This window comes from Pseudoalteromonas sp. CO348, from assembly GCF_004208845.1.
GTDB classification, from domain to species: Bacteria; Pseudomonadota; Gammaproteobacteria; order Enterobacterales; family Alteromonadaceae; genus Pseudoalteromonas; species Pseudoalteromonas maricaloris.
In genome coordinates this window covers 1-21,998 of the sequence record NZ_SGPI01000042.1, presented here as the reverse complement: position 1 = coordinate 21,998, position 21,998 = coordinate 1, and the positions used below count along the sequence as shown (strand labels likewise).

The 21,998-nt window shown below is 40.8% G+C and carries 20 protein-coding genes; 7 read left to right on the top strand and 13 right to left on the bottom strand.

Features of this window, described 5'->3' with window-relative positions; genetic code table 11:
* Nucleotides 1-201 precede the first annotated feature (201 nt).
* Complete coding sequence (locus EXT48_RS23230; protein WP_010607431.1) at nt 202-738, top strand: hypothetical protein; 537 nt, start codon at nt 202-204, stop codon at nt 736-738.
* A gap of 268 nt (nt 739-1,006) precedes the next feature.
* Here EXT48_RS23230 and EXT48_RS23225 read toward each other — a convergent pair whose 3' ends face one another.
* The gene (locus tag EXT48_RS23225; RefSeq protein WP_130165986.1) at nt 1,007-1,804 is read right to left on the bottom strand and encodes a hypothetical protein; all 798 of its coding nucleotides are present in this window, start codon (nt 1,802-1,804) and stop codon (nt 1,007-1,009) included.
* Between the two features lie 184 nt (nt 1,805-1,988).
* Nucleotides 1,989-2,882: a LysR family transcriptional regulator gene (locus EXT48_RS23220; protein ID WP_130165985.1), complete on the bottom strand. Its 894-nt coding sequence runs from the start codon at nt 2,880-2,882 to the stop codon at nt 1,989-1,991.
* Nucleotides 2,883-3,235: 353 nt separating this feature from the next.
* Here EXT48_RS23220 and EXT48_RS23215 point away from each other — a divergent pair, with 353 nt between their 5' ends.
* Entirely contained in the window at nt 3,236-5,908 is a 2,673-nt protein-coding gene (locus EXT48_RS23215) for a leucine-rich repeat domain-containing protein (protein ID WP_130165984.1), read from the top strand.
* Nucleotides 5,909-6,037: 129 nt separating this feature from the next.
* On the top strand, nt 6,038-6,574 hold the full coding sequence (locus EXT48_RS23210; RefSeq protein ID WP_069021772.1) for a YaeQ family protein: 537 nt from the start codon (nt 6,038-6,040) through the stop codon (nt 6,572-6,574).
* 58 nt (nt 6,575-6,632) lie between these two features.
* Here EXT48_RS23210 and EXT48_RS23205 read toward each other — a convergent pair whose 3' ends face one another.
* The 3 genes from EXT48_RS23205 to EXT48_RS23195 all read right to left on the bottom strand — a co-directional run bounded on the left by EXT48_RS23205 (nt 6,633) and on the right by EXT48_RS23195 (nt 10,371).
* Complete coding sequence (locus EXT48_RS23205) at nt 6,633-7,922, bottom strand: hypothetical protein (RefSeq protein ID WP_130165983.1); 1,290 nt, start codon at nt 7,920-7,922, stop codon at nt 6,633-6,635.
* A 12-nt stretch (nt 7,923-7,934) separates the two neighbouring features.
* Nucleotides 7,935-8,429, bottom strand: coding sequence for a hypothetical protein (locus EXT48_RS23200; protein WP_045989288.1), 495 nt, complete (start codon nt 8,427-8,429; stop codon nt 7,935-7,937).
* A 367-nt stretch (nt 8,430-8,796) separates the two neighbouring features.
* Nucleotides 8,797-10,371 carry a lytic polysaccharide monooxygenase gene (locus EXT48_RS23195; protein ID WP_130165982.1) on the bottom strand — a complete coding sequence of 525 codons (1,575 nt, stop codon included), beginning with the start codon at nt 10,369-10,371 and terminating at the stop codon, nt 8,797-8,799.
* Nucleotides 10,372-11,009: 638 nt separating this feature from the next.
* Here EXT48_RS23195 and EXT48_RS23190 point away from each other — a divergent pair.
* Complete coding sequence (locus EXT48_RS23190; RefSeq protein ID WP_130165981.1) at nt 11,010-11,498, top strand: DM13 domain-containing protein; 489 nt, start codon at nt 11,010-11,012, stop codon at nt 11,496-11,498.
* A 50-nt stretch (nt 11,499-11,548) separates the two neighbouring features.
* On the opposite strand, the gene EXT48_RS23185 is transcribed toward EXT48_RS23190, so the two are convergent.
* From EXT48_RS23185 to ahpC, 3 genes are all read right to left on the bottom strand, one after another.
* Complete coding sequence (locus EXT48_RS23185; RefSeq protein WP_084204156.1) at nt 11,549-11,947, bottom strand: DUF4177 domain-containing protein; 399 nt, start codon at nt 11,945-11,947, stop codon at nt 11,549-11,551.
* A 292-nt stretch (nt 11,948-12,239) separates the two neighbouring features.
* On the bottom strand, nt 12,240-13,808 hold the full coding sequence (ahpF, locus tag EXT48_RS23180; RefSeq protein WP_130165980.1) for an alkyl hydroperoxide reductase subunit F: 1,569 nt from the start codon (nt 13,806-13,808) through the stop codon (nt 12,240-12,242).
* Nucleotides 13,809-13,913: 105 nt separating this feature from the next.
* Nucleotides 13,914-14,483, bottom strand: coding sequence for an alkyl hydroperoxide reductase subunit C (gene ahpC, locus EXT48_RS23175; protein WP_010377859.1), 570 nt, complete (start codon nt 14,481-14,483; stop codon nt 13,914-13,916).
* A 229-nt stretch (nt 14,484-14,712) separates the two neighbouring features.
* Between ahpC and EXT48_RS23170 the strand changes: the two genes are divergently transcribed.
* The 3 genes from EXT48_RS23170 (at nt 14,713) to EXT48_RS23160 (ending at nt 17,302) form a co-directional block, all read left to right on the top strand.
* Entirely contained in the window at nt 14,713-15,135 is a 423-nt protein-coding gene (locus EXT48_RS23170) for a DUF3429 domain-containing protein (protein ID WP_039491839.1), read from the top strand.
* Between the two features lie 130 nt (nt 15,136-15,265).
* Nucleotides 15,266-16,045, top strand: coding sequence for a GGDEF domain-containing protein (locus tag EXT48_RS23165; RefSeq protein WP_017218245.1), 780 nt, complete (start codon nt 15,266-15,268; stop codon nt 16,043-16,045).
* A gap of 174 nt (nt 16,046-16,219) precedes the next feature.
* Complete coding sequence (locus tag EXT48_RS23160) at nt 16,220-17,302, top strand: methyl-accepting chemotaxis protein (protein ID WP_069021784.1); 1,083 nt, start codon at nt 16,220-16,222, stop codon at nt 17,300-17,302.
* A gap of 109 nt (nt 17,303-17,411) precedes the next feature.
* Here EXT48_RS23160 and EXT48_RS23155 read toward each other — a convergent pair whose 3' ends face one another.
* The 5 genes from EXT48_RS23155 to EXT48_RS23130 form a co-directional block, all read right to left on the bottom strand.
* Nucleotides 17,412-17,870, bottom strand: coding sequence for a YrhA family protein (locus EXT48_RS23155; protein WP_223193770.1), 459 nt, complete (start codon nt 17,868-17,870; stop codon nt 17,412-17,414).
* Nucleotides 17,871-18,048: 178 nt separating this feature from the next.
* Nucleotides 18,049-18,735: a GAD-like domain-containing protein gene (locus EXT48_RS23150; protein WP_130165979.1), complete on the bottom strand. Its 687-nt coding sequence runs from the start codon at nt 18,733-18,735 to the stop codon at nt 18,049-18,051.
* Entirely contained in the window at nt 18,735-20,744 is a 2,010-nt protein-coding gene (locus tag EXT48_RS23975; RefSeq protein WP_240703435.1) for a polymorphic toxin type 15 domain-containing protein, read from the bottom strand. The genes EXT48_RS23150 and EXT48_RS23975 overlap by 1 nt, the downstream gene beginning before the upstream one ends.
* 68 nt (nt 20,745-20,812) lie before the next feature.
* Entirely contained in the window at nt 20,813-21,274 is a 462-nt protein-coding gene (locus tag EXT48_RS23135) for an SMI1/KNR4 family protein (protein ID WP_130165978.1), read from the bottom strand.
* 9 nt (nt 21,275-21,283) lie between these two features.
* The coding region (locus EXT48_RS23130) for an HNH endonuclease (RefSeq protein WP_130165977.1) at nt 21,284-21,998 on the bottom strand (715 nt) is incomplete at its 5' end.

The window sequence follows — 21,998 nt, the reverse complement described above, 5'->3', positions numbered from 1 at the left end:
TGCTTTTTGTTGGACTTTTTTTCGTCACAAGGTAAACTTTTATCCGATTTAACTCAAAAATAACAGGAAGCATTATTGGAGCACAGAATGCTCGTACGATTTGTGTTGGTTTTCGGCTTAATAAATAGTTAACTAGCTGAGCTTTGCAAAAATCGCTGACACAGTAAAATGCTGCTGAGAATGGAACTTCAAGGACAAATAATGAAAAAAGTAACGCTTATCGCGCTTTCTCTCGCCTCTCTCACTGCTTGTAAAAGTAATGATATCAACCGCGTCGTGAATGACGGTGTAGACGGCGCCATTAATGGTATTTTTGGCAGTTCAGGAACCGTTGTTTCAGCAACGAGTAGTGGTTCTAGTAATGATTATTCTGTCAACAAAGAAAAAGTGTGGCCTCATCAAGCGACTAAAACGGCTCGAAACTATGGCTCATTCGCATTTGTAAAAACGGCAAAAAATCCAAGTGGAAAAACCAGACTTAAATTTAACGAATGCAAACATCCGCGAATTGGAAAAATAAGGTGTGAAGGCTATCTATACGAAGTTTCCCCTGAAGGCTGGTTAGTAAAAGGCGATTCGATCCACTTTGGCACACATTCCTACACTGATATCGTTATCCCTGCTGGGCAGTATTATATAAAAATTAAAGGTGAAGGTGTGGGTAAAGAAGTCTATGCGACCGGAACCATAGAAATTGCACCATTTGAAACTAACTACATAAACGTTACTGTTCAATAAACATAACAAAAAGTACCTAGCACTTCTAAAGCAGCTAGGTACTTTTTACCAGACCAATTACCTCTTTAATCAAGCAACCAAAAACAACGCTTCTTATTCACTTTATTTCATCAATATTGTGCAAAACTTCCTAAGACAAAAGCCATGTTACTTAGATTTTGGTGAAAAAAGTATTCTCCTTAAAACCATTTATAGCTTGAAGATCAATTCATCAAATCAATTAATCATCGACACCGCCAAAAAGCTTAGTGGAACTACTCAGATATCCTTAATCTAATAATTGTGGCGACTCAGACGTAAAATCAATCCATGCATTAGTGCCTAATAGTTCAGCACCCATCACACTCGGATCTTCATATCGCATAACGAAATTTTTTGGTCCGTGCGCGTAGGCCACTACTAAGCCATATTCAGAGTCCAAAAAGCCTCCGTGTGGAACAAGTCCCGGGTAGCTAATACGCCATGCGTTACTGTGATTACTTACCTGTCCTAACGTTAGCTTACCGATCACGTTATCTGGTAGTAAAAAGAACCAGGTCCATGGGCCACCTGATACAATCGTCATTACTTCATCGATGCCAACACCATTTTCAGCGCTATTGACATGTAGTTTCCCAAACTTTTCTTGTAGATAGAACTTAACTTCGCTGCTCATCGCTTTCATATCGTATACCTTAGGGTAAGGTGCAACGCCTATCTCTGAAGTAGATAAGAATCCGCCACGATGCATTTCCGGTTGACGCCCAGCTTGCTTGATTTCATTTAGTAGCTCACCTCGGTGCAAGGAAAACAGCGACAGTAACTGCATGCTTTCTTGTTCGTTAATCGCCCTTTTCTTGGACACCTCCAGAATAGGCCGAGCCTCTTCTGGAATATTCACTGTGCTCACCCTCACCCCGACACGACGTAATACTTTATTTACCTGTGCAATCCCTTTTGACGAGGCTCTGCCATCACTATACGACAGTATAAGCTGCCCCTCACTCTGGGTAGCATTGGCGATACAGCTTGATAGGGGCAATACCGAAACAAGCGTAATAAGCACTAAATTAGAAAACTTCTTCATATTAATTTCTCCTCAAATAATTAGACAAGTAAGGCAAAACCATCACTGTCGAGCCTATTTTCCAAGTCTAAATATTAATAATGAGTAGAAAAACATAGTTACAGTAAACAAATTAAACACTGAGAGTAAACAATAAAACAGCTGTGTACTTGCGTATTATGTGGCGTTTCGACTATTCTCTGAGTTATTCATATTTTAAGTAGGAAGTTAAGAAATCAATGAATGCGCGCACTTTTTGTGACTGCGCTTTATGATAGGGATAAACCGCGTAGAGCGCATGGGGACTAATTTTCCAATCCGGTAACAATGGTAGTAATTCACCGGAGTTTACTTCTTTTGCAACAAAAACTTCTGGAAGGATCATGATTCCAAGCCCAGCTAATGCTGCTTGTTTTAAAGCCAAACCGTTATTAACGGAATAGTTGCTCTTTTGAATATTGACAACCTGAGTGTCGTCCTCTCGCGAAAATGTCCACCTAGTTGCTGAAGAAGATAGACTATAAACCAAGCAATTATGCAATATCAGTTGTTGAGGACTTGTAGGTGTACCATATTGTATTAAGTACGATGGAGAAGCGCAAAGAACGCGATCCATAGTAGTTAGTTTTCTGGACCTAAGCGTCGAGTCTGTTAGTGCTTCTCCTCCACGAATTGCGATATCAATCCCTTGTTCGACCAAGTCGATATACTGGTCGTTCATGACAACTTCTACCGATATTTCGGGGTACTGTTTCATAAATTCACAAATGGCTGGATTTAACATTAATATGCTTACCGACATTGGAATATTGATCCTTAAAAGCCCTGAAAGTTGCTGCGAAGACTCTATGATAGAAAGATCAGCACTCGCCCATTCATCCAAAATAGTCCTGACGTGGTCATAGTATTGTTGTCCGCTCTCAGTTACATGCATCTTACGCGTGGTTCTATGAATAAGAGGGCTTTTTAAATAGGCCTCAAGTTCATTGATATTTTTACTTATCGCGGCCTTTGATAACGACAAATCATCGGCCGCCGCGCTAAAGCTTCCAAGCTCGACAACGCGCCTAAATACCGTAATTGCTTTTAGCTTATCCATATACCTATCCTAATTTTATAGCCTTCAGTCAGTGCGCTTCATGGCACTTTGACATAGGCCTATCGAGAGATAAAGCCTGCCGATTCAAAAATAATAAGCACTATTCTCATAGGAGATCGACGACTTATTCGCACATCTTCAGGAATGCCAACTAGTAGCGATAAAAATTTAGCCAACGCTAAGTTTCACAGGTCTAGTAAGATATATTTAATAATCAATATGTTAAGGAAGTATATACATAATAATCAAAAATGACCTACTCATTTGATAGTGTAATTATTAGAAACGAGTCTCTAAATAACGTACACTTCCGCACCCACTGATTATTGAATAAAACAAAATAAGATATCAAGATGATTAAAAGCGCTATATACAAGGGAATCGTAACTTCATTGCTTGCATCAACTTTAGTCGCATGTGGCGGTGGAAGTGGCAGCGACAGCAATGATACCGGAACTGACCAACCAATCACGCCTACCAACAAAGCCCCAGTAATTGCAACCATAACACCAATTACTGCAATGGAGAGAGACTCAATCACAGCCGTTGCGACCGTAACAGATGAAGATGGTGCGATTGAAACTTTGCTTTGGGAGCAGACAGCTGGTACAACTGTTGAGCTAACAAATAACAATAGTGAAACGTTAGAGTTTCGCGCGCCTGATATCAATGAAGCGACCACGTTAACTTTTAAGTTAACTGCGACAGACGATAAAGGGGTCTCAAGCTCACAGGAATTGACCGTCAACCTAAATGCGTATGCTCCACTTTCAAGCTTAACGATTTCAGACACGGTGCTTGCTCAGTGCTTATCAGATACACACAAAGATGCAGGTATATCAATTGTTGAGTGTCGTGACTATCCAATCGAAACATTATCAGGTTTATCTGAGTTAACAGGTTTAACTACTGTAAATATTACCAATGCAGAATTGAAGGATCTAAGTGAGCTTGCGAACATCTCGACACTGACGTCATTAAAGCTTGATAATGCTTTTTTAGAAACCGTTGATACTCAATATCTTGAAACTCACTTAACCCAAATAAGTGCGCTTACTAAGCTAGAATCACTATCAATTACTGAGAATGACATACACACTTGGGGAAACAAACGCTTATATTTCAGTAACTTAGATCTTTCTGGTTTCGAGCAATTAAAAACTCTTGAATTAGCAAACAACGATTACAACTACGAAACGCTCGCCTTAAATACGCTTCAGAGTGAAAGCCTAACGACTTTAAAGTTAAAACATTTTCGCGTCGATGACATTGGCGAATTAAGACGTTTCACTAATTTAAATAGCCTAGCGCTAGACAACATTGCAGATTTAAGTTCACTCGCATTTTTAAACTCCATACCTAACTTGAGTGAATTACTTTTAAAAAATGTAGCCGCCGCAGACCATGCAGCTGTCGAAACCAAAACAGGATTGAAAAAGCTCATTCTAGATGAAACACAAATCCAGGATTTCGAATTTTTAAGTGGATTTAGTGAATTAGAAGTGCTCGAACTAGCTGCTAGCACACAACTTGATATTAGCAGTATTATCAATAATAAGACGCTTAGGTCTTTGTCATTAAATCAATTCAGACTTAGTAATACAAGCCAACTTGCAAGCTTTACCGAACTAGAATCACTAACGCTAGATTCTCTGAACATTTCGTCTCTTAGCTTTTTAAAATCTATGCCAGAGCTAAAATCACTTGATTTATCAAATCTGAATTACATCAATGATCTTGGCTGGTTATCTTTGACACCAAATCTAAATACATTGAGTATTTCTCAGATTGGTAACAATGTGGATTTATCCGTTTTATCAAACCTCACTAAAGTGTCGACATTAGAAATTGAAGACGTCAACTATAATTTCGATTTTAATAATATTTCTGAGATGCAAGCACTAGAAAAGCTTCATGTTTACGCAGGGTCATTTGAAGGCGTAAATAATATCGCACTGCCAAGCTTAACTTCGCTCTACGCTAGTGCTTACAACTTTTCAGAGCTAATTGATCTAACTAACCTATCGGCAATTAGTTCTGTGGAACTACATTCACGCGAAAGTTACTACGCTAAAGCAGTAACTACACTCGACAATTTAGGTTCTAACTCAAAATTGAAAACACTAAGGCTAGAAGGTTTTCCCCATTTAGAAAACATCTCTCAGCTCTCGCAATTTAACAGTCTTGAAACATTGACAATCATAGAGTCAAAGGTAGCTGATATTTCTCCTGTAGCTACATTAACAGCTTTAAAATCACTGACGTTACAAAAGTTCAGTAAGTTTTTTAGAGCCGATATGCTTGCAAGTTTGAGCAAACTTGAAAGTCTAAAAATACAGGACAGTGCCATTTACTGTGATGATCAGGAGCTACTAAGTTCTGTTGATGACATAAACACATTCTTCTCTAACTCCAACTGTATTAAAAAGCCTATCGACTTAAGTTTGATCACTGACGAAGCATTTAAACAATGCATCATTGTGCGAGGTTATCAAGACGCACTGGGGCGAGACACTCTTACTTGCTACGGCTCTTTTATTAGCTCATTAGAAGGCATCGCTCAATTTGAAGATGTTACACACATACACTTTTTTGGTTCAATTAACAGTTCATTACTAGGAGATCCAAACTTAGCGCAGCTTAGTTCACTCAATAGTATTGAAGTTAATGGCCTAAATGATGAATTGACGACAAAAGTGGTACTTCCTCAAACGTTGACTAAATTCAAACTAAATACAAATAACACTATAGTGTACGACTTTTCTTTCTTTGTTTTACCTACTAGCGTGACTGAGCTAAATTTCAGTAATACCAAGTTGGCAGATTATAGTACTATCAAAAATTACAGCGCGCTTACTAACTTAGATTTAGACCATACGGGTATTTCTGATCTGTCGCCCTTATTCGGATTAACAAACTTACAATATTTAAGTTTATATGGAAACCCAGATATCGACTGTGCTCAAGTAAGCAAACTAAGAGAGTCGTTACCCAATGTTCAGGCTATCTGGACTAGTTGTAATTAACAGCTAGAACGTTAAGCAATTCGAATAAACACAGTCTCATTGCGAGGCTGTGTTTCATTTCCACAATCACATTCTGTAAATTGTTATCTCAACCCGCTATACTGGCGCAAAAATTTTTTAAGCAAATTTATGGCGCTCAAATCTACTATTATCAAAGCCCAACTATCACTCAGTGATATGGACAGACATGTTTACCAAGACTTTAATTTAACGCTAGCTCAACACCCTTCTGAAAACGAACAACGGTTAATGATCCGTTTACTTGCTTATGCACTAAATGCGTGTGAGGGACTTGAGTTTACCAAAGGCTTATGCGCTGACGATGAACCTGAACTATGGGTTAAGAATTACAGCGAAGAGATTGAGCTTTGGGTTGAACTAGGACTGCCTGATGAAAAACGCCTTAAAAAAGCGTGCAATAAATCAAAGCAAGTGATCCTTTACACCTATGGTGAAAATAATCAAGCGATTTGGTGGCAAAAACATCAGCCTAAATTATACGACTTTAAAAATCTAAGTATTTTCAGTTTGGATTATAGTGCGACTCAGGCTTTAGCCCAATTAGCAGATCGTAGCATCAAGCTCACTATTACCATTCAAGATGGCGAAGTATGGGTAAGCTCTGATAGCGCTAATATTGAAATCAAACCACAACAGTTAATGTAATATATGATTTTACGTAGTAAGTGTTGTAGCCAATCAAAAGTGGCTACAACGCGTTTACCTACAACCGAGATGCGGCATCGTTTAGCAAATCAGCATAGGCAGAATCTGCGCCTATCCGTTTTGCCTCTGCTCGTAAGTCATTGCTAATTCTTGCTCGGGTAAATTCATCAGTTAATAATTCATTTAGCTGATACGGTGAACGACTTATCAAAATCGCTTGCTCAAGTGGGCTTTTAGCTGCATTAATCTGTTGTGTATATATGCTCTCACTAGAGCGTTGAGCCGATGCACTCAATTTTGCCATCGCAATTGACAAATCTGAATACAGCTTTATGGCATCATAATCAAATTCAGCACTGTCGATGTCCATCACAGGAAGATCTCGTGCCAGAAATGCATTCACCGTTTGTTTAAACTCATGCGGAGCCTCATTCATAAACTCATCTATTCTGATAATATTAAAGAGATCTTGCCTTAGCGACTCTCGCTCTACCGTTTGTGAAGGCTCATTATTAAGAGTTTGAATATATTGCGGCAAAAATTCAGTCCTTGATTGAGGGTTAGCTAATGCGAGGCGATTATAAATTCCCGCTTTTGTTGCTCTGATAGCATCATTTGATACGTTATTAGATTTATTTTCTGATATCACAAACTGGTCATCTATCAGTAGTTTGGCTTTCTCAAAAGGAAGGTGACCAACAACAGCCTCAAGAATTGAAAAGCCTAATGCAGGATCTTCCACATTGGCTAGTTGACCACTAATTACATCGAGTAATTGCTGCTTTACTTCTGATAAATACATGGCAGAAACTTTCGCCTCTTCTTCATTAACCAGTAAGATAGTCTCAAGTACATTTAGTAAGCCAAATTTTGCCCGCTCTGATGCACTTTCGAATAGCGAAATTAACTCATTGGACAGCTCAATAGGAGCCAACGTACTCATATACTCAAGCACATACAAGCCTTGCTCTGATTCCACGCCTAACTGCTGTACCATATTCCACAATATACTTATTTTATCTTTTCTTGATATAGTCGGATCTTTTAATAGCTCTATTAGCTCAGCTTCAAAATCAAGCATAGCCTTTGTACCAAAACTATTCTTTAATGTTAAAGTAAGCGTATCTGCTAACTCTAATATTTTATTATTTTTTTTATCTGTTAATTTAACATCCATATCATAAAAATCGGGAAGTGTAGCTATGAGCTCGGACTGGCTAATAAAAGGAACGGTCTCATTATTTACTGCAGTTTTTTTTACTTCCTTTTCTGCTGTGGATACAAAATAAATGACAACCAAAAAAACAGCTAATAAAGATAATGCTACATATTTTGCAATTAGTTTCATATCCACCTCAAATTATCTAGTGCTTGGGAAGCTATTATAAAGATTTCTCGGAGTGAAAACGGTAACTAAATTCTCACCAGTAACCTTTTTGTATGAGTAGTTCACAAAAGTATCACAACGGAACTTTGCCTTCACTTTTACAAAACTACCATTTTGATATACCCATTTACCTTCTGTATATTGTGCTGTGATTGTGTATTCTGGATCAAAGCTACGTTGGGCCCACCCAGCTTCAACGATTTCTCCATGCCTAGTACCACGACCGTACTTCGCGCCCCAGTATGAGGAAGCACCTTTAAAGCTACTCAGCGTGTTTTTGTGAATGACAGTGTTATCATTCAATACTTCAAGTACTTTTGAACCGTCCCAGATCCCAACGTGCCCAGCCCAACCTAGGCCTGAAATTGATAGATCTCGAGCAACAACATCACCTACACTCGTTGGATTGCCAGCAAAAGCTGTTGTACTTATAGCGAATAATAATGCACCAGCAGATAAAACTTTCATGAAATTTCCTTTTAATTAAAAATCAACAGAATAATAACATTGAAAACAGGAAATTCAACCCAACCACAAAAATATAAACTAGGACCCAATAAATGCGCAACAACCCATAAATTGCATAAATTAAAATACCACAATAAATGTAAAATTCACAAAATCACAACAACATCTTATTTAATAAGTTTAAAAACTCAGCTAAAGAGTGAGAAAATATTTCTTACAACTAAACTCAAATAAAACGACTAAAAAATTTTCTATATTGCATTTTTATAAATTTACGTCTGTCGAAAAGCCAACACTGCTACACTTGCACTTGAGATTAAGGTCACTGGCAGTGGTATCTACCAGTGATTTTCAGCGGGGTTTTAGACTACAGCTTGCGCCATACTGAGTGCTTGTCTGGTTGTTGACCTTTGGTCCACCAGCGCGCTTGATATTCAACGCCTTGATAACTCACTCTGTCGCCGCCTGTATATGCCTTATTGGCATTCCATGTGTTACTAGCATCGGACTTATCGACCAGTTCCCACGCATCACTTTGATCGGGCTGCTGACCTTTTACCCACCATTTAGCACGATAGCTTTTTCCCTGATACACTGCGGTATCACCAGCGGTATAAACTTGATCGGCACGCCACGTATCACCATTTGGTGGTGCGGTTTGGTTAGTCACTGTGATGGTAAAGCTAACGGTTTTTTCAAACGTGCCATCAGAAACGGTTACTTGCCCCTGATAGTCGGTATTTTGCTGAACCCCAGGCGCAGCCAACGTGATAGTTGCACCGCTACCGCTATAGCTCAGTGATGCAGGGATCTGCCATGCAAAGGTGAGTGGATCTTTGTCATCATCAAACGCATGAACATGAAGTGATGTGCTTGAGCCCTCTTTTAGCGTGATATCGGCGGGGGTATGAACCACAGGGGCACGGTTTTGTGGCTTAGCTAAAATTGAAAGGTTAAAAGTGTACTGGGGAACACTAACAAATAGCTGATTAGCAGCGAGTTGCGCAGCATCAAATACAATATTGCCGTCACTTTGTTGTACGCCAATTTGTAACGTATTCGCATGATTATTATTAAGTGTGCTAGCAAATTGCGCTGCCCAATGATTGATATTGCTTTGTGTTATCGAGAGTTTTTCTTGTACCAACTCTTGGCCATCACCATCAAACACACGTAACCACACAGTGTCACCTACATTGACTTGTTGACCGGGTTTAATAAAGAACCCAGCAGACGTCCAACTTACCGGCTCAGTCGGTGTAGTATCACGCACTATAGTAACGTCGCTACAATTGTAAAAGCCTTCACCAACCACATCATCACGCTGCCAGCGCGTATACAAGATAGCATCTCCGCTAAATTTACTCGGCACCGCAACCTGCATTTCATAATAGCGTTTACCGTCTGGTGCGACGAAGAAGTCTACATTGCCATACTCTTGCACTAGCTCTAAATCTTGCCACGCTAGGGGCTTTGACTGAATATCCGCCTCCGGTTTGGTGAGATAAAACTGCCAAAAGCTTGGATTATGAGGCGTTGTTGCACGAAATCTCACTTTAATTTGGTTTTGAGCATCTGGCGTTATCGCAGTTCTTTGCCACTCACTCGACGCGATATTCATACCTGCTTTGTTTCTGTCGCCACCCGCACAAAGTTGTCCGTCAGGAACAGCAGCCTGTACAGCTTGTAGATTAAAATAATCAGGAACATTCGCTGCAAACTCATGCTTTTGAACAAACTGCACATGCTCAGATGCCAGGTAAGCTGCTCGACATGCCGCGTTTGGGATATTGCTTCCATCTTTTGGCCACCAAAATCCGCCCTGCTCCTCACAAATCGCTTGTCTTGCCTTTGGACTATCCATATAACCATGTGCAAATGCGTTCGATGCAGCCATGCCAAGTGCCATGGCAATACTGACTGTTAACATAGAGTTTTTCATTTTCTTCTACTCGTATTAGAGAAGTGACCGCCGCCACTTCGATTAAGATTAGAATGAGCGAGAGTCTACCGATGCTTATCACCGAAATTCGGCCTAGCTCTGTACACATAGGTTTTACTCGATAGTAAACACAGCTTATCCTGGCCATACCACTGTGCTTCGACAGTAAAAACAACGCTGTCATTTTTAACAACTGATAAACTTTTGCACGCCCATGGCATACTCGCCTTCATTTTTTGTAATAAAAAGGTATCCAAGTTAATTTTATTGTGATCTCCAACTCGAATTCGAGGCATTTTACCCAAGCACAAATCAATAACAACAGGTGAGATTATTAATTACATTCAATACTTTATGACTAGACCAAAAAACACCTTTACGCCTTAATTCAGGCCTAACCACCTGTTTACTCTGACTATTATAATAATCAAAACAATTGAAATACTTTATTCTCTAATAATTAACAATCAGAAAGCGCTACTCTGTGTAAAGTTTTATCTACATTGGGAACTAAATTACATTTAATAAAAACACTTTTTTCTTATCAAAAAAATTAAAAACAACCCTTTTTACGCAGTCTATTTTCCTACTAGAGCCTTAAAATTTGGCTATACTTTGACTTTACTGCTCACTTGGAAATGATTTTGCGAACGCTATTTACGTTACTGTTGCTCATTGTGGTGTTTATCACAGGGTTTATTATGGGTGTGTACACTTTACCGATAATGACGCAACCTCCGGCGGCTAACCACACAGAATTACTGGCGATCAGTAAAGCCGCAACATACAAAGGCCAATTCAAAAAGGAGCTTAAAGATTCAGACGCATTACACTACGCTACCGGTGAGATTTATTTTACGGATAACCACATTGCATTTGTGGGCGAGATAGCCCCAGGACCAGACTATCGGCTTTACCTCGCCAAAACCTTTATAGAGACAGAAGCCGACTTTAAAGCACAAAAACACACCATGGTGGAAATTGCTAACATAAACCAATTTTCGCAGTTCGTGCAGCCCAAGTATCGCCAAGTTGATCTGGCCCAGTTTCAGAGCGTTATTATTTGGTGTGAGCATTTTGAGCAGTTTATATCGGCAGCGCCATTACAACGCGTGGATAGTAACTAGATCTGAAGTGATGGTGCGACCGGTAAACAAACGAATCAACACTAGCTCTGTTATGCTGTCTCTCTTTCCAAAATAACAACCATGGAGTCAGACTCACCAAAGCCAGATGCAGGAATAACAACCTGTTTTAATTGCCAGCCATTTTGCCCTTCAGCATTTAATAACGACTGCACGTCTGGTGTCCCTGATTTAAAAAATCGCAATTTAAATGGTAATTCAACTGTTTTATATTCATATTTTTTCATCACTCTAGCCTCCTTAAGAGTAAGACTCGCATAATCTAAATTAAAAGTGGCAGCTAGTGCCTTCTGAGTTTCCATGGAAGCACTCGCTTCTCTTTCGACCCTCTGAATGGTTCTTTTGCTTAAACCAGAAGCACCAGCTAATTGCTCTTGGGTCCACCCCTTGAGCATCCTTTGCCTGATTATCAAAGCAGCATCAATTTTCATTTTTTACACTTATATCTATTCCCTAGTGTTATTAAGTAATACCCTAAAAATATGAAGTTTAAAACGCCAAATAAGTGAAAGCTTGGCGACAAAGAGGCGACAGTACGGACAATTCAAAGCTTTTTTGCTTTATAGAAAGCCCACATGTCACTCTACACTTTGGAGTAGGAGCCGCTTCACGCAGCGATGAACCTACGAAACCTAAGCCAAAAAAAGCCACACTGTTGAAGTGTGGCTTGGGAGCATTGCATGGGTGTATTGTTGCAATGATTCTTTCCTGTAATGCGAGTAATTAAGCGACTTGCTCGTCGTCTTGCCCTAACCGAATTAGGTAATCAAAAGCGCCTAAACTTGCAGTCGCTCCACCACCCATCGCAATGATAATTTGCTTAAACGGTGTGGTGGTTGCATCGCCTGCGGCGTAAACGCCCGCTAGACTTGTCGCCCCTTTGCTATCAATTTCGATTTCACCAAAGCGGCTAAGTGCAACTTCACTCGACTTTAACCATTCAGTATTTGGTACAAGCCCAATTTGTACAAAAATGCCGGCCAATGATAGTGAATGCGATCCACCGCTCACTCTATCTGTGTAGTTCAAACCCGTTACTTTATTGCCGTCACCAACTACTTCGGTGGTTTGTGCGTTTTTAATAATGGTAACGTTAGCAAGACTTTTCGCCTTTTTGATCAGCACTTCGTCAGCTCTAAGCGTATCGGCAAATTCTAATACCGTAACGTGTTCAACAATATTTGCCAAGTCGATAGCCGCTTCAATACCCGAGTTACCGCCACCAATAACCGCAACAGGTTTCCCCTTAAATAATGGACCATCACAGTGCGGGCAATATGCTACACCTCTACCCTTGTACTCGGTTTCGCCGGGTACATTCATGCTTCTCCATCGTGCACCTGTTGCCAAGACTAGAGATTTGGCCCTTAATACCGCACCGCTTTCAAGTGTGATATCAATGGTTTCACCTTTGTTAATTGCCGCTGCACGCTGGTTCTTCATCACATCAACGCCATACTGGTTAACATGCTCTTCTAACTGTGCAACCAGCTTAGGACCTTCCGTTTTTTGCACTGAGATAAAGTTCTCAATACCCAAAGTATCGGCAACTTGGCCGCCAAAGCGCTCCGCAACTACTCCTGTATTTAGCCCTTTACGAGCAGCATAGATAGCAGCTGATGCACCAGCAGGGCCGCCACCTACAACGAGCACGTCAAACACGTCTTTCTCGTTAAGTAATGCCGCCTGCTTTTCGCCGGCTTTACTATCCAATTTGAGTAGTATATCGCTCAGGCTCACTGCGCCTTGGCTAAATTGCTCACCATTTAAGTACACGGTTGGCACGGCCATGATATTGCGCGATTCCACTTCTTCTTGGAACAAAGCGCCATCAATCATGGTGGTGGTAATATTTGAGTTAACAGCCGCCATGAGATTCAAGGCCTGTACGACTTGCGGACAAGTTTGGCAACTCAGTGAGATGTAAACCTCAAAGTTCAATGCGTTATCTATATTCCTGATCAGTTCCAAATCGTCTGCCGATGCCTTAGTGGCATGGCCGCCTGAATGCAATAATGCAAGTACCAAGCTGGTAAACTCATGCCCCATAGGCACACCAGCAAACGTAATTTCGCTCTTTGTTTCAACGCCACGCACCACCATTTGTGGAATACGTTCACCTTCATTTGATTCAGATAAAGTAATTTTGTCGCTCAATGACGCTAAGTCTTGTGCTAACCCTTTTAGCTCTTGCGATTTTTTACTGTCATCAACAGCAATGACCAGTTCAATCGGACGTTGTAGAGAGCTAAAGTGGCTTTGTAGTTGAGTTTTAATTTGGTTGTCTAACATATAAGGTAACCCTCTGCAGAAACTACAGTAAAAATTCGCAAAAACGATGAATTTGATTCATCTAGATGGTTGAGATGGGAGTGCATGCTGCACTCCCCTGACAAATTAGATTTTGCCAACTAGGTCTAGTGAAGGCGCTAGTGTTTCTTCACCTGGCTGCCAAGAAGCTGGACAGACTTCACCATCGTGAGATGCGATGTATTGAGCAGCTTGTACTTTACGTACTAGCTCTTTAGCACTACGACCAATACCTAGGTCATGCGTTTCGATAACTTTGATTTCGCCCTCTGGGTTGATAACAAAAGTACCGCGAAGTGCCAGACCTTCTTCTTCGATCATCACACCGAAGTTACGAGTAATACGGCCTGTTGGGTCACCAATCATTGGGAATTGGATTTTCTTAATGGTGTCTGACGCATCGTGCCATGCTTTATGCGTGAAGTGCGTGTCTGTCGATACAGAGTAAACTTCAACACCCATTTCTTGTAGCTGTGCATAGTAGTCAGCTAAATCACCAAGCTCTGTTGGACACACGAAAGTGAAGTCCGCTGGGTAAAAGAATACGATTGACCATTTACCTAGTAGGTCTTGCTCAGAAACTTCTACGAAGTCGCCACCATGGTATGCTGTTGCGTTGAATGGTTGAATTTTAGTATTGATTAATGAAGTGCTCATCGCTTTCCTCACTGTTGTTTAGTTTAAAATAATGTTGGCGATTAGTGTTCGCCTTGGCTTGAGTACAAAGATAAGGGGAAGTGATGATTAAATAAAATGGATTGTTTGAATCACTGTAATCGGAAAAACCGATAACTCACTTTTAAATGATCAACTAATTCAGCATAAGAGTATAAAAATAAGATAATTACGGTATGATCCCAGCAATTAACTACAGCAGAGCGTGACTATGCACCCGTACTTCAATCATATTCAACTTGGTTACTTTGGCTTCGTTCCCTTTTTGGCTTGTATCGCGTGGACGCTAATGACAGGTGTATCAAGTGACGTGCTTCATGCTTTTCAGTTTTACAGTCTGGGGATTCTAGCTTTTATGGCGGGAAGTTTATGGCGTGCAGGTGAGCAAACCTACAAACAAGCGATACTGGCCGTGATTGTCGTGATCCCTTACCCCCTGCTTAGTATTGCAGCACCACAATGGTTGCTTCTCTATCTCGCTATCGCATATTGGCTCGTATATTTTATAGAACGCAGTTCGTCTCGCTGGGGTGACTATCATAAAGACTATCAAAAAATGCGAACGGTGCTAACTTCTCTCGTTTTTGTTAGTCATCTATTTATGATTGCTCAAGCACTTGAGTTAAACGCATAAGCGGCTTGCTTCTGAAGCTCAATTAACTATAACTAAAGATAACTGAAGCACCAGAAGCCAAAGTATTTTGATCAAACGCGCGTTACCTCCCTTAGTCATATGGATAGCCATCATCATTTTTGGTGGCTACATGTACTATATTGGTCACTACGAATACGAGAGCTACGAAGAGTTGTTCTGGTTCGGTATTTCTTTTACTTTATTCAATTTGATCACCAGAGAAATCGCAAATCCGTTCTTACGCCTTGCCCTACTTGTGTATTGTGCGGGCCTACTCCTTGATATTATTGATAATTTCACCGACGGTTTTTCCATTCCCTTACTTAACTTTGACACTTCTTTGAAAAATATCGGTTTTTTACTCATCAGCTTTGGTTTTTACTGCATGATCACCAATAAAAGAGCCAGCATTACAGAGCTAAAAAAAGAAGTAGAGAGAAGAAGGTTGTTAGAGGAACGGATGCGGTATGAAGCTAACCATGATGCAATGACGGGTGTAGGCAGTCGTCGCGCATGTTTTGAAGGCTTGCAAACACATCGCTTTGATAATCAATGGCTGCTCTACCTCGATTTGGATAATTTCAAGCAGGTGAATGACAACTATGGCCATCATATTGGCGACGAGGTTTTGATTAAGTTTACGCAGAATATGAAAGATTACTTTGGCTTAGACTACAGCTTTCGTATCGGGGGAGACGAATTTATTGCCTATATTAATGCAGTGCTTCCAGATACAGATGAGGTAAGAGCAGCATTATTAAAAGGATTACACGATTACAAAATTAACGTCAGTATTGGAATGGTCAAAGTTGACCCAGCTAAACAAGCAGATCTCATCATCCACGAAGCCGATGAGCATATGTATGGCGATAAACGCGGTAAATCACTCAGGTCTAGTGCTAGAGGGTAACACCATAACACAGTTTTATTGATTCAATTTCAATGATGCTCAGCGCACCAAAATCCAATCACAATTCTACGCTAACTTCTCTAAATTTATAGCTTTTTTAAAACCTAAAGAAGTAGCACTATTTTCCAATGATTGCTAAGCTTGCGTTAATATCAAGTTACAAGGGAAAATAACGTGTTTGCAAAACTATTTACAAACAATGAAACCCAACAAGCCTTATTAGCCGCGCAACAAGAGATTGCCAGTTTAAAACATGCGAATGCGCAATTAGTTGCTGAAAATGAGTCATTAAAACAAGAAGTTGTAAGCTCACAAGCTGCGCTCAATGATAATACTGACAATCAACTACTGCAGTGTGCATTGACTGGATTAAGCCAAGTGCAAGGGATCCGCGAAACCGTTCTTGCAAGCTTTATGAGTATTGAAGAAGAAAGCCATTCAATTGAGCAAGTAAACTCCGCCTTTTCTAAATCTGAAACCGCATTGCGTAAAATACTCACGGGAATGGAGCAGCTCGGCGGTAATATGGACAGAATGACCACCAATATTTCTGGCCTATCGCAGATGGCCGATAGCATTAATACCTTTGTTACGACAATTTCAAAAATTTCAGATCAAACGAATCTGCTAGCGCTTAATGCTGCCATTGAAGCCGCCCGGGCGGGTGAAGCTGGCCGTGGCTTTTCGGTTGTCGCCGATGAGGTACGTGCACTGGCAACCAACACCAACGAGTCCGCCAACGAAGTCTCCGATCTGGTCAAAAAGATCATCGATACGACTCATACAACCGTAAGTGCCGTGGAAGAAATTCAAGCGTCTAATATCACGCTATCTGACAGTATTGGACACCTAAACGATGAATACGAAGGGATAGTAAGTTGTTGTGATTCAATGAAAGACACCATTTTGGTTTCTACCACCCAAACCTTTATCCAGACCGTAAAGCTCGATCATGTCGTTTGGAAAGGAGACGTATACAACGTCATTATTGGCAATAGCCATAAAAATATCAGCGACTTTGCCGATCATACGATGTGCCGCTTAGGTAAGTGGTTTGGTGGCGATGGCGCCCAAAAGTTTGGTGGTCACAATGCGTTTAAACGCCTAGAAGCTCCGCATAAAGAAGTCCATAGAGCTGGTGTAGAAGCAATGAAAAAGTTTAAAGCAGGTGATTCTCAAGGCGCAGTAAAACAGCTTAACCAAATGGAACATGCCAGCGTTGAAGTAATGGACTTACTCGATCAACTAGGGCATTGATAAGAAGCACTACAGGGCTTCTCAATTTACCCGCTTAACACGTAGAGTGGCAGTCACCGATTGAAAGCGGGTAACATTTCATGTAATCCTGAGCTGGTACAGGTATGCATTATTCAAACACACAACTCTCCTCAATTAATGCAAGTAACGCTTCTTCAAACGTTTCATACTCATCAATTATTTCCCAAGTAACTCTATCTATGACAGCATAGAGTCGGGTGTTCAAATTGAAAACTACACGACTCATGTTTTCATCAGCATATGCAATAAATTGCTTCAGGGAGCACTCTTCATAAAATGATTCATTGGCTTCAATTATACCTGGTAGATAAATTGGACTTTCGATGGTGTTTGCACCATACACGTTTAAACCATTTACAGAAAAACCATTTGAAATTTTTAATAATTCTATAAACTGGTCTGATATTTTCCCCTTAAAAAATCTTAATGAGTTTTCTTGCAGCTTTATAAGTTGTTTCTCAGTTGCAGGAGGAAGTAAAAAACCTTCTTGGTATTGCGATTCTTCTATTTTGTTTTTCTGTTCGATCAAATTGATTAGTACGCTCATCATCATCTCACTTAGGATAAACCAAGCCTTCGGGAATTGGCCAATCGACGTTTATTGTTTCATAGTGCGTCATTTTTAAAACGAAAGCAGCAAAAGAAATTTGATGAGGAGTGTAGGCTAGGGAGATGATTGAACCTAGCCTTGTAACATCTATGTATTTAAAGGACTTAAAAAAGTGCTATTGGTTATGGGGTAATTGGTTAGATAGCGCAACGATATCGGCCATAACACGCTTCTCTCCAAGGTCTGCTAAGAAAGCTAAATGTTCCGTGGCTTTTACCTTTTGGAGATTCTCAAGCTTAGGTTCGCCACCAAGGGCAAGAGCTGGCACAAAACCATAGATTTCTCCATTTTCTAGAGGACCTAACTTCTCCAAAGCTCGTTCAAATAAAAGCCTATCATCAAGGTCTTTCTCATCAACAAGGTCCTTTGACATCGTAGCAAAAAATAACTCTATACATCGTTCAGAGCCAAACTTATTAAGCTCTCCAGTTTTGTTGGTAGGTAAAATCATTGCATAACCTGGGTTGATTTTAATACTTTGACCCGATGTTTCACCCCAAATAAACATTCGACCAAAAGCTCCAATTGCGATTACGTGGTACTTATCAGCCCCTCGTAATTGTCTCTCTTCGAACTCAGTACCGCGCAACCAATACGCTAAAGCTTCTTCATACTCTTTTGGGTTTACAGTCCAGAATATGCCTTTCCCCCAACTGGAAAAGCCATACTCTAGCCAGTAGTCGAGTAATTTTTTGGGTAATTTATCATGATAAAAGTCCAAAACCTCCTGTGAGGTTTCAATTGAGTGGGTAGCCGGCCCAAAACCTTTATAGTTATAAAAATTGTCAAAAAACTTATTCATTATTTGCACCTATGTAGGTTCATATTTAACTTTGCATCGGGACCAAGTGTAGAGAGTGCCTTTTTTGCCTCAATATCCATTATTTCAACTCGACTCGATGTAGTCTTCATACCGTTGTCGTCAAAGCCGTTATTATTCCATTGCGCGCCAATAGATTGGTTCACACTTGCATCCCCTAATTCAACGACCTCATCTAATCCGCCCGCTATCATATCAGGGTTATGTAGCGCATGAAGGGTTTTCATATCTTTACTCGCGAGCTGCTTGGCTTGCTTGATGGCTTCATCTCCAAAATACTCACCGCTATTAATAAGCTTTTCCTCGTACTTTAAAATAAGTTCGTTCTTAAAGTCTTCTCTTGCTTTCTTTTGTGCTTTCCCAGTTCCTTTTCGTCCAATCTTTTTAAAAGCGTCGCGGTTATCAAGGTATTCTTTTACTGACATGTTATTAAGCCCTGTCATTTGGCCTTCTAACTGTCGGTCGTATTCTTGTACAGTGCCTTTATCGTTCTTCTTAAAGCAAGCTACTTTATGTTGCGGCATACGTTTTATTGCCGCCCCTGGCAACTCATTCCCTTTTGGTGGCTCCAATTCATCGGCTTTGGCTTTGGAGGGCTTGTCGGTAACGCCTCGAATTGGTGATTGACCTTGATACTCATCCAGTGCTTTATTAACTCGCTGTCCGATTTCTTGGGCGGCTTGTTGCATATGCTGGTCGATTTTGGGGGTGACGTCGTCTAGGCGTTTAACCGTGGCTTGCATGCCTTCGATGGCGGCGTCTGGAAGTAGTAGGTCGTAGTGCCAACTGGTGGACATGTCATCGAGTGAATCGCGCAGGCCTTTGACGATGTTTTTAACTTCCGTAGCGGATTGTTTTCCTAGGTCTTGCCAGTTGATGTCTCTTAGGTATTTAACTGGGTCGCCTTTACCGAGCTTGCGCAGTACGGCAAGCGCAGCGGAGAGTGATTCTCCGGTATTTTTTAAGATAACCTTGCCTACGCCTTTGACTGCTGAGCCTACTACTGGCACTAAACCAATGCCGGTCAAGGTAAAGGCAAGCCAAGCGTCGGTGTCGTTGGCTTCATCATCGTCAGTCAGTAACATGACATTGGCAATGATATCTCGTAAATCCATGACTTGGTCGATAATCGGTATCATGGAAATCAAGGTGCCTACCACGATTTGTGACGTAGAGGGGTTTTGATTAAAGTCGCCTTGTAGTGTGCCCCATAACCAATCGCCTGCTTGGGTTGCAATGCCATTGGCTTCTATCAGTGGTGCGGTATTGCCGCTGCGTACCATTTCAGCGGCTTGCGTTGGGGTGATTTGTCCATACAGTGGGTTTTTAGGGCGATTATCTTCTGGCAGGTAATCGCGTTTATCCTCACCATATTGCACGGTATATTGACCTGGCGGTGCATTCTCAATTTTTGCTTTACCGCTGTCATCTAAGTTACCAGTCAGCGCTGTGCCGTTTGCAAATCGAATGGTATAAGGTGCGCCCATAATTGGGCTGCCATCTTGATAGGTATAAGACAGCTCAATGGTACTGCTCATCATGGTGGCAATGCCATCGGCGGCCAGTGAGAGTCGAGCATTCTCAGAGAGGGCTTGAATTTGCGGTACACTCGGCATAGTGGCGCTTTGCTTACCACCAATATCTTGCTCCATGCTACCGTCAAACACGGTCATGGCTTTGCCTTTTAAGGTCAGTAACTTGTCTGCAAAGATGTTGACGTTACCACTTGAGTCAATACTGATTTCACTGCCACCATTGGCAAGGGTGAGGTTGCCAGAGCCACTGCCTTTTACTGTGATATTGCCTTGGCTTTGAATGATTTGACTTCCCGCTGGGGCGGTGATGGTGAGATTATTGTCTGCCTTGAGGTTTATATCACTTTGGATAACACTGCGATGGCTGCGATCGGCCTTAAGGGTGATATTTTGTTTGGCGCTGACGTCAATTTGATTGGCGGTGACGTCTAGGTTGGTTGTTGCATCGGTAATCACCGACTTTTTACTATTTAGATGGGAAGGGTTGTAAAGCTAACTACTAGCTTTACAACTCAGTTAGAAAATTAGGAAACGTTAAAGCCTGCTAAGAAGTCAGTAAATGATGAAGCAAGTATATCTACATTTTCATAATCGGGATCGGCACCTTCATCAACTTGCTTATCTTTCCACCATATGAATACTCCTCCTTTCTGCGCGCCATCTACACCAATGCAAATAACATTACCAACACCATCATTACCAATAGGCAGTAGCTCTTCAGGAATCCTATCGCAATAAATAGAGAACATAGTTAACAAATCAAAGCTAGTATCATTTTTACCAATTCCAAATAAAACATTAATGTCAAAGTCAAAAAGTAATTCACCGTCAGAATTTTGTTTAGTAAACTGATTTTTAGTAGGCTGACCACCATTAAACTTTAGAAGAAAATCAACATATTCTTTGGGGAACTGAAGTTCAAGCTCATGACAGAGCTCTTGAATCTCAAGTAAGCTTGTTTTTGGATAACTGTTTTCAAAGTTCATTCTAATTTCCTAAAATGAGTAAGTATTTCGACCGCCAGAGTGACCTACTGTTGAGTGTAAGTCACTTGGAATTAATTGCAGCTTTGTGGAGTTCTCTACATGATGCCAGGTATGTGTCGACGGTTGCTTCCAAGCTGGATCTATATTTTCCATCAATTGATTCGCGTTTCTCATGTCCAGCTGTGAACCTGATGTTCCTCTACCAGATGTAGGGTCTGGGTTTAATTTTTTTATATCAACCTCTACAAGATAACCTTTATACTTCATAATATAAGGTCTGAAATCCGCAAAACCTTTTTCGGTAAAGTTAACACCATCAGGATACTTTTCAGCAAGCTCTTTTAATTTTAACTCTCTGATTTTCCTTTTTCTTGGCTGCATTGCATCTAGCCTTTGTTTCAAGATCGTATTTTTATGTATATCTAAACTGTAGTTTTGTCCTGCAAATTCTGCGTTCCGAGGGGGCTTTCCATCAATAAGTTGTAATTTATTGTCTTTACGGTTAGTTAATTTGGGTTTTGTTTTATCAGTTTGAGTTGTTCCAGCCCCCGGCAACTCATTCCCTTTTGGTGGTTCCAACTCATCGGCTTTGGCTTTGGTGGGCTTGTCGGTAACGCCTCGAATTGGTGATTGGCCTTGATATTCATCCAGTGCTTTATTAACTCGCTGTCCGATTTCTTGGGCGGCTTGTTGCATATGCTGGTCGATTTTGGGGGTGACGTCG

What these genes read in the sequence shown, in the direction of transcription:
- EXT48_RS23230 (WP_010607431.1), top strand. Translation starts at nt 202, where the DNA reads ATGAAAAAAGTAACGCTTATCGCGCTTTCTCTCGCCTCTCTCACTGCT.
- EXT48_RS23225 (WP_130165986.1), bottom strand. Translation starts at nt 1,804, where the DNA reads ATGAAGAAGTTTTCTAATTTAGTGCTTATTACGCTTGTTTCGGTATTG.
- EXT48_RS23220 (WP_130165985.1), bottom strand. Translation starts at nt 2,882, where the DNA reads ATGGATAAGCTAAAAGCAATTACGGTATTTAGGCGCGTTGTCGAGCTT.
- EXT48_RS23215 (WP_130165984.1), top strand. Translation starts at nt 3,236, where the DNA reads ATGATTAAAAGCGCTATATACAAGGGAATCGTAACTTCATTGCTTGCA.
- EXT48_RS23210 (WP_069021772.1), top strand. Translation starts at nt 6,038, where the DNA reads ATGGCGCTCAAATCTACTATTATCAAAGCCCAACTATCACTCAGTGAT.
- EXT48_RS23205 (WP_130165983.1), bottom strand. Translation starts at nt 7,922, where the DNA reads ATGAAACTAATTGCAAAATATGTAGCATTATCTTTATTAGCTGTTTTT.
- EXT48_RS23200 (WP_045989288.1), bottom strand. Translation starts at nt 8,429, where the DNA reads ATGAAAGTTTTATCTGCTGGTGCATTATTATTCGCTATAAGTACAACA.
- EXT48_RS23195 (WP_130165982.1), bottom strand. Translation starts at nt 10,371, where the DNA reads ATGAAAAACTCTATGTTAACAGTCAGTATTGCCATGGCACTTGGCATG.
- EXT48_RS23190 (WP_130165981.1), top strand. Translation starts at nt 11,010, where the DNA reads ATGATTTTGCGAACGCTATTTACGTTACTGTTGCTCATTGTGGTGTTT.
- EXT48_RS23185 (WP_084204156.1), bottom strand. Translation starts at nt 11,947, where the DNA reads ATGAAAATTGATGCTGCTTTGATAATCAGGCAAAGGATGCTCAAGGGG.
- ahpF (WP_130165980.1), bottom strand. Translation starts at nt 13,808, where the DNA reads ATGTTAGACAACCAAATTAAAACTCAACTACAAAGCCACTTTAGCTCT.
- ahpC (WP_010377859.1), bottom strand. Translation starts at nt 14,483, where the DNA reads ATGAGCACTTCATTAATCAATACTAAAATTCAACCATTCAACGCAACA.
- EXT48_RS23170 (WP_039491839.1), top strand. Translation starts at nt 14,713, where the DNA reads ATGCACCCGTACTTCAATCATATTCAACTTGGTTACTTTGGCTTCGTT.
- EXT48_RS23165 (WP_017218245.1), top strand. Translation starts at nt 15,266, where the DNA reads ATGTACTATATTGGTCACTACGAATACGAGAGCTACGAAGAGTTGTTC.
- EXT48_RS23155 (WP_223193770.1), bottom strand. Translation starts at nt 17,870, where the DNA reads ATGAGCGTACTAATCAATTTGATCGAACAGAAAAACAAAATAGAAGAA.
- EXT48_RS23150 (WP_130165979.1), bottom strand. Translation starts at nt 18,735, where the DNA reads ATGAATAAGTTTTTTGACAATTTTTATAACTATAAAGGTTTTGGGCCG.
- EXT48_RS23135 (WP_130165978.1), bottom strand. Translation starts at nt 21,274, where the DNA reads ATGAACTTTGAAAACAGTTATCCAAAAACAAGCTTACTTGAGATTCAA.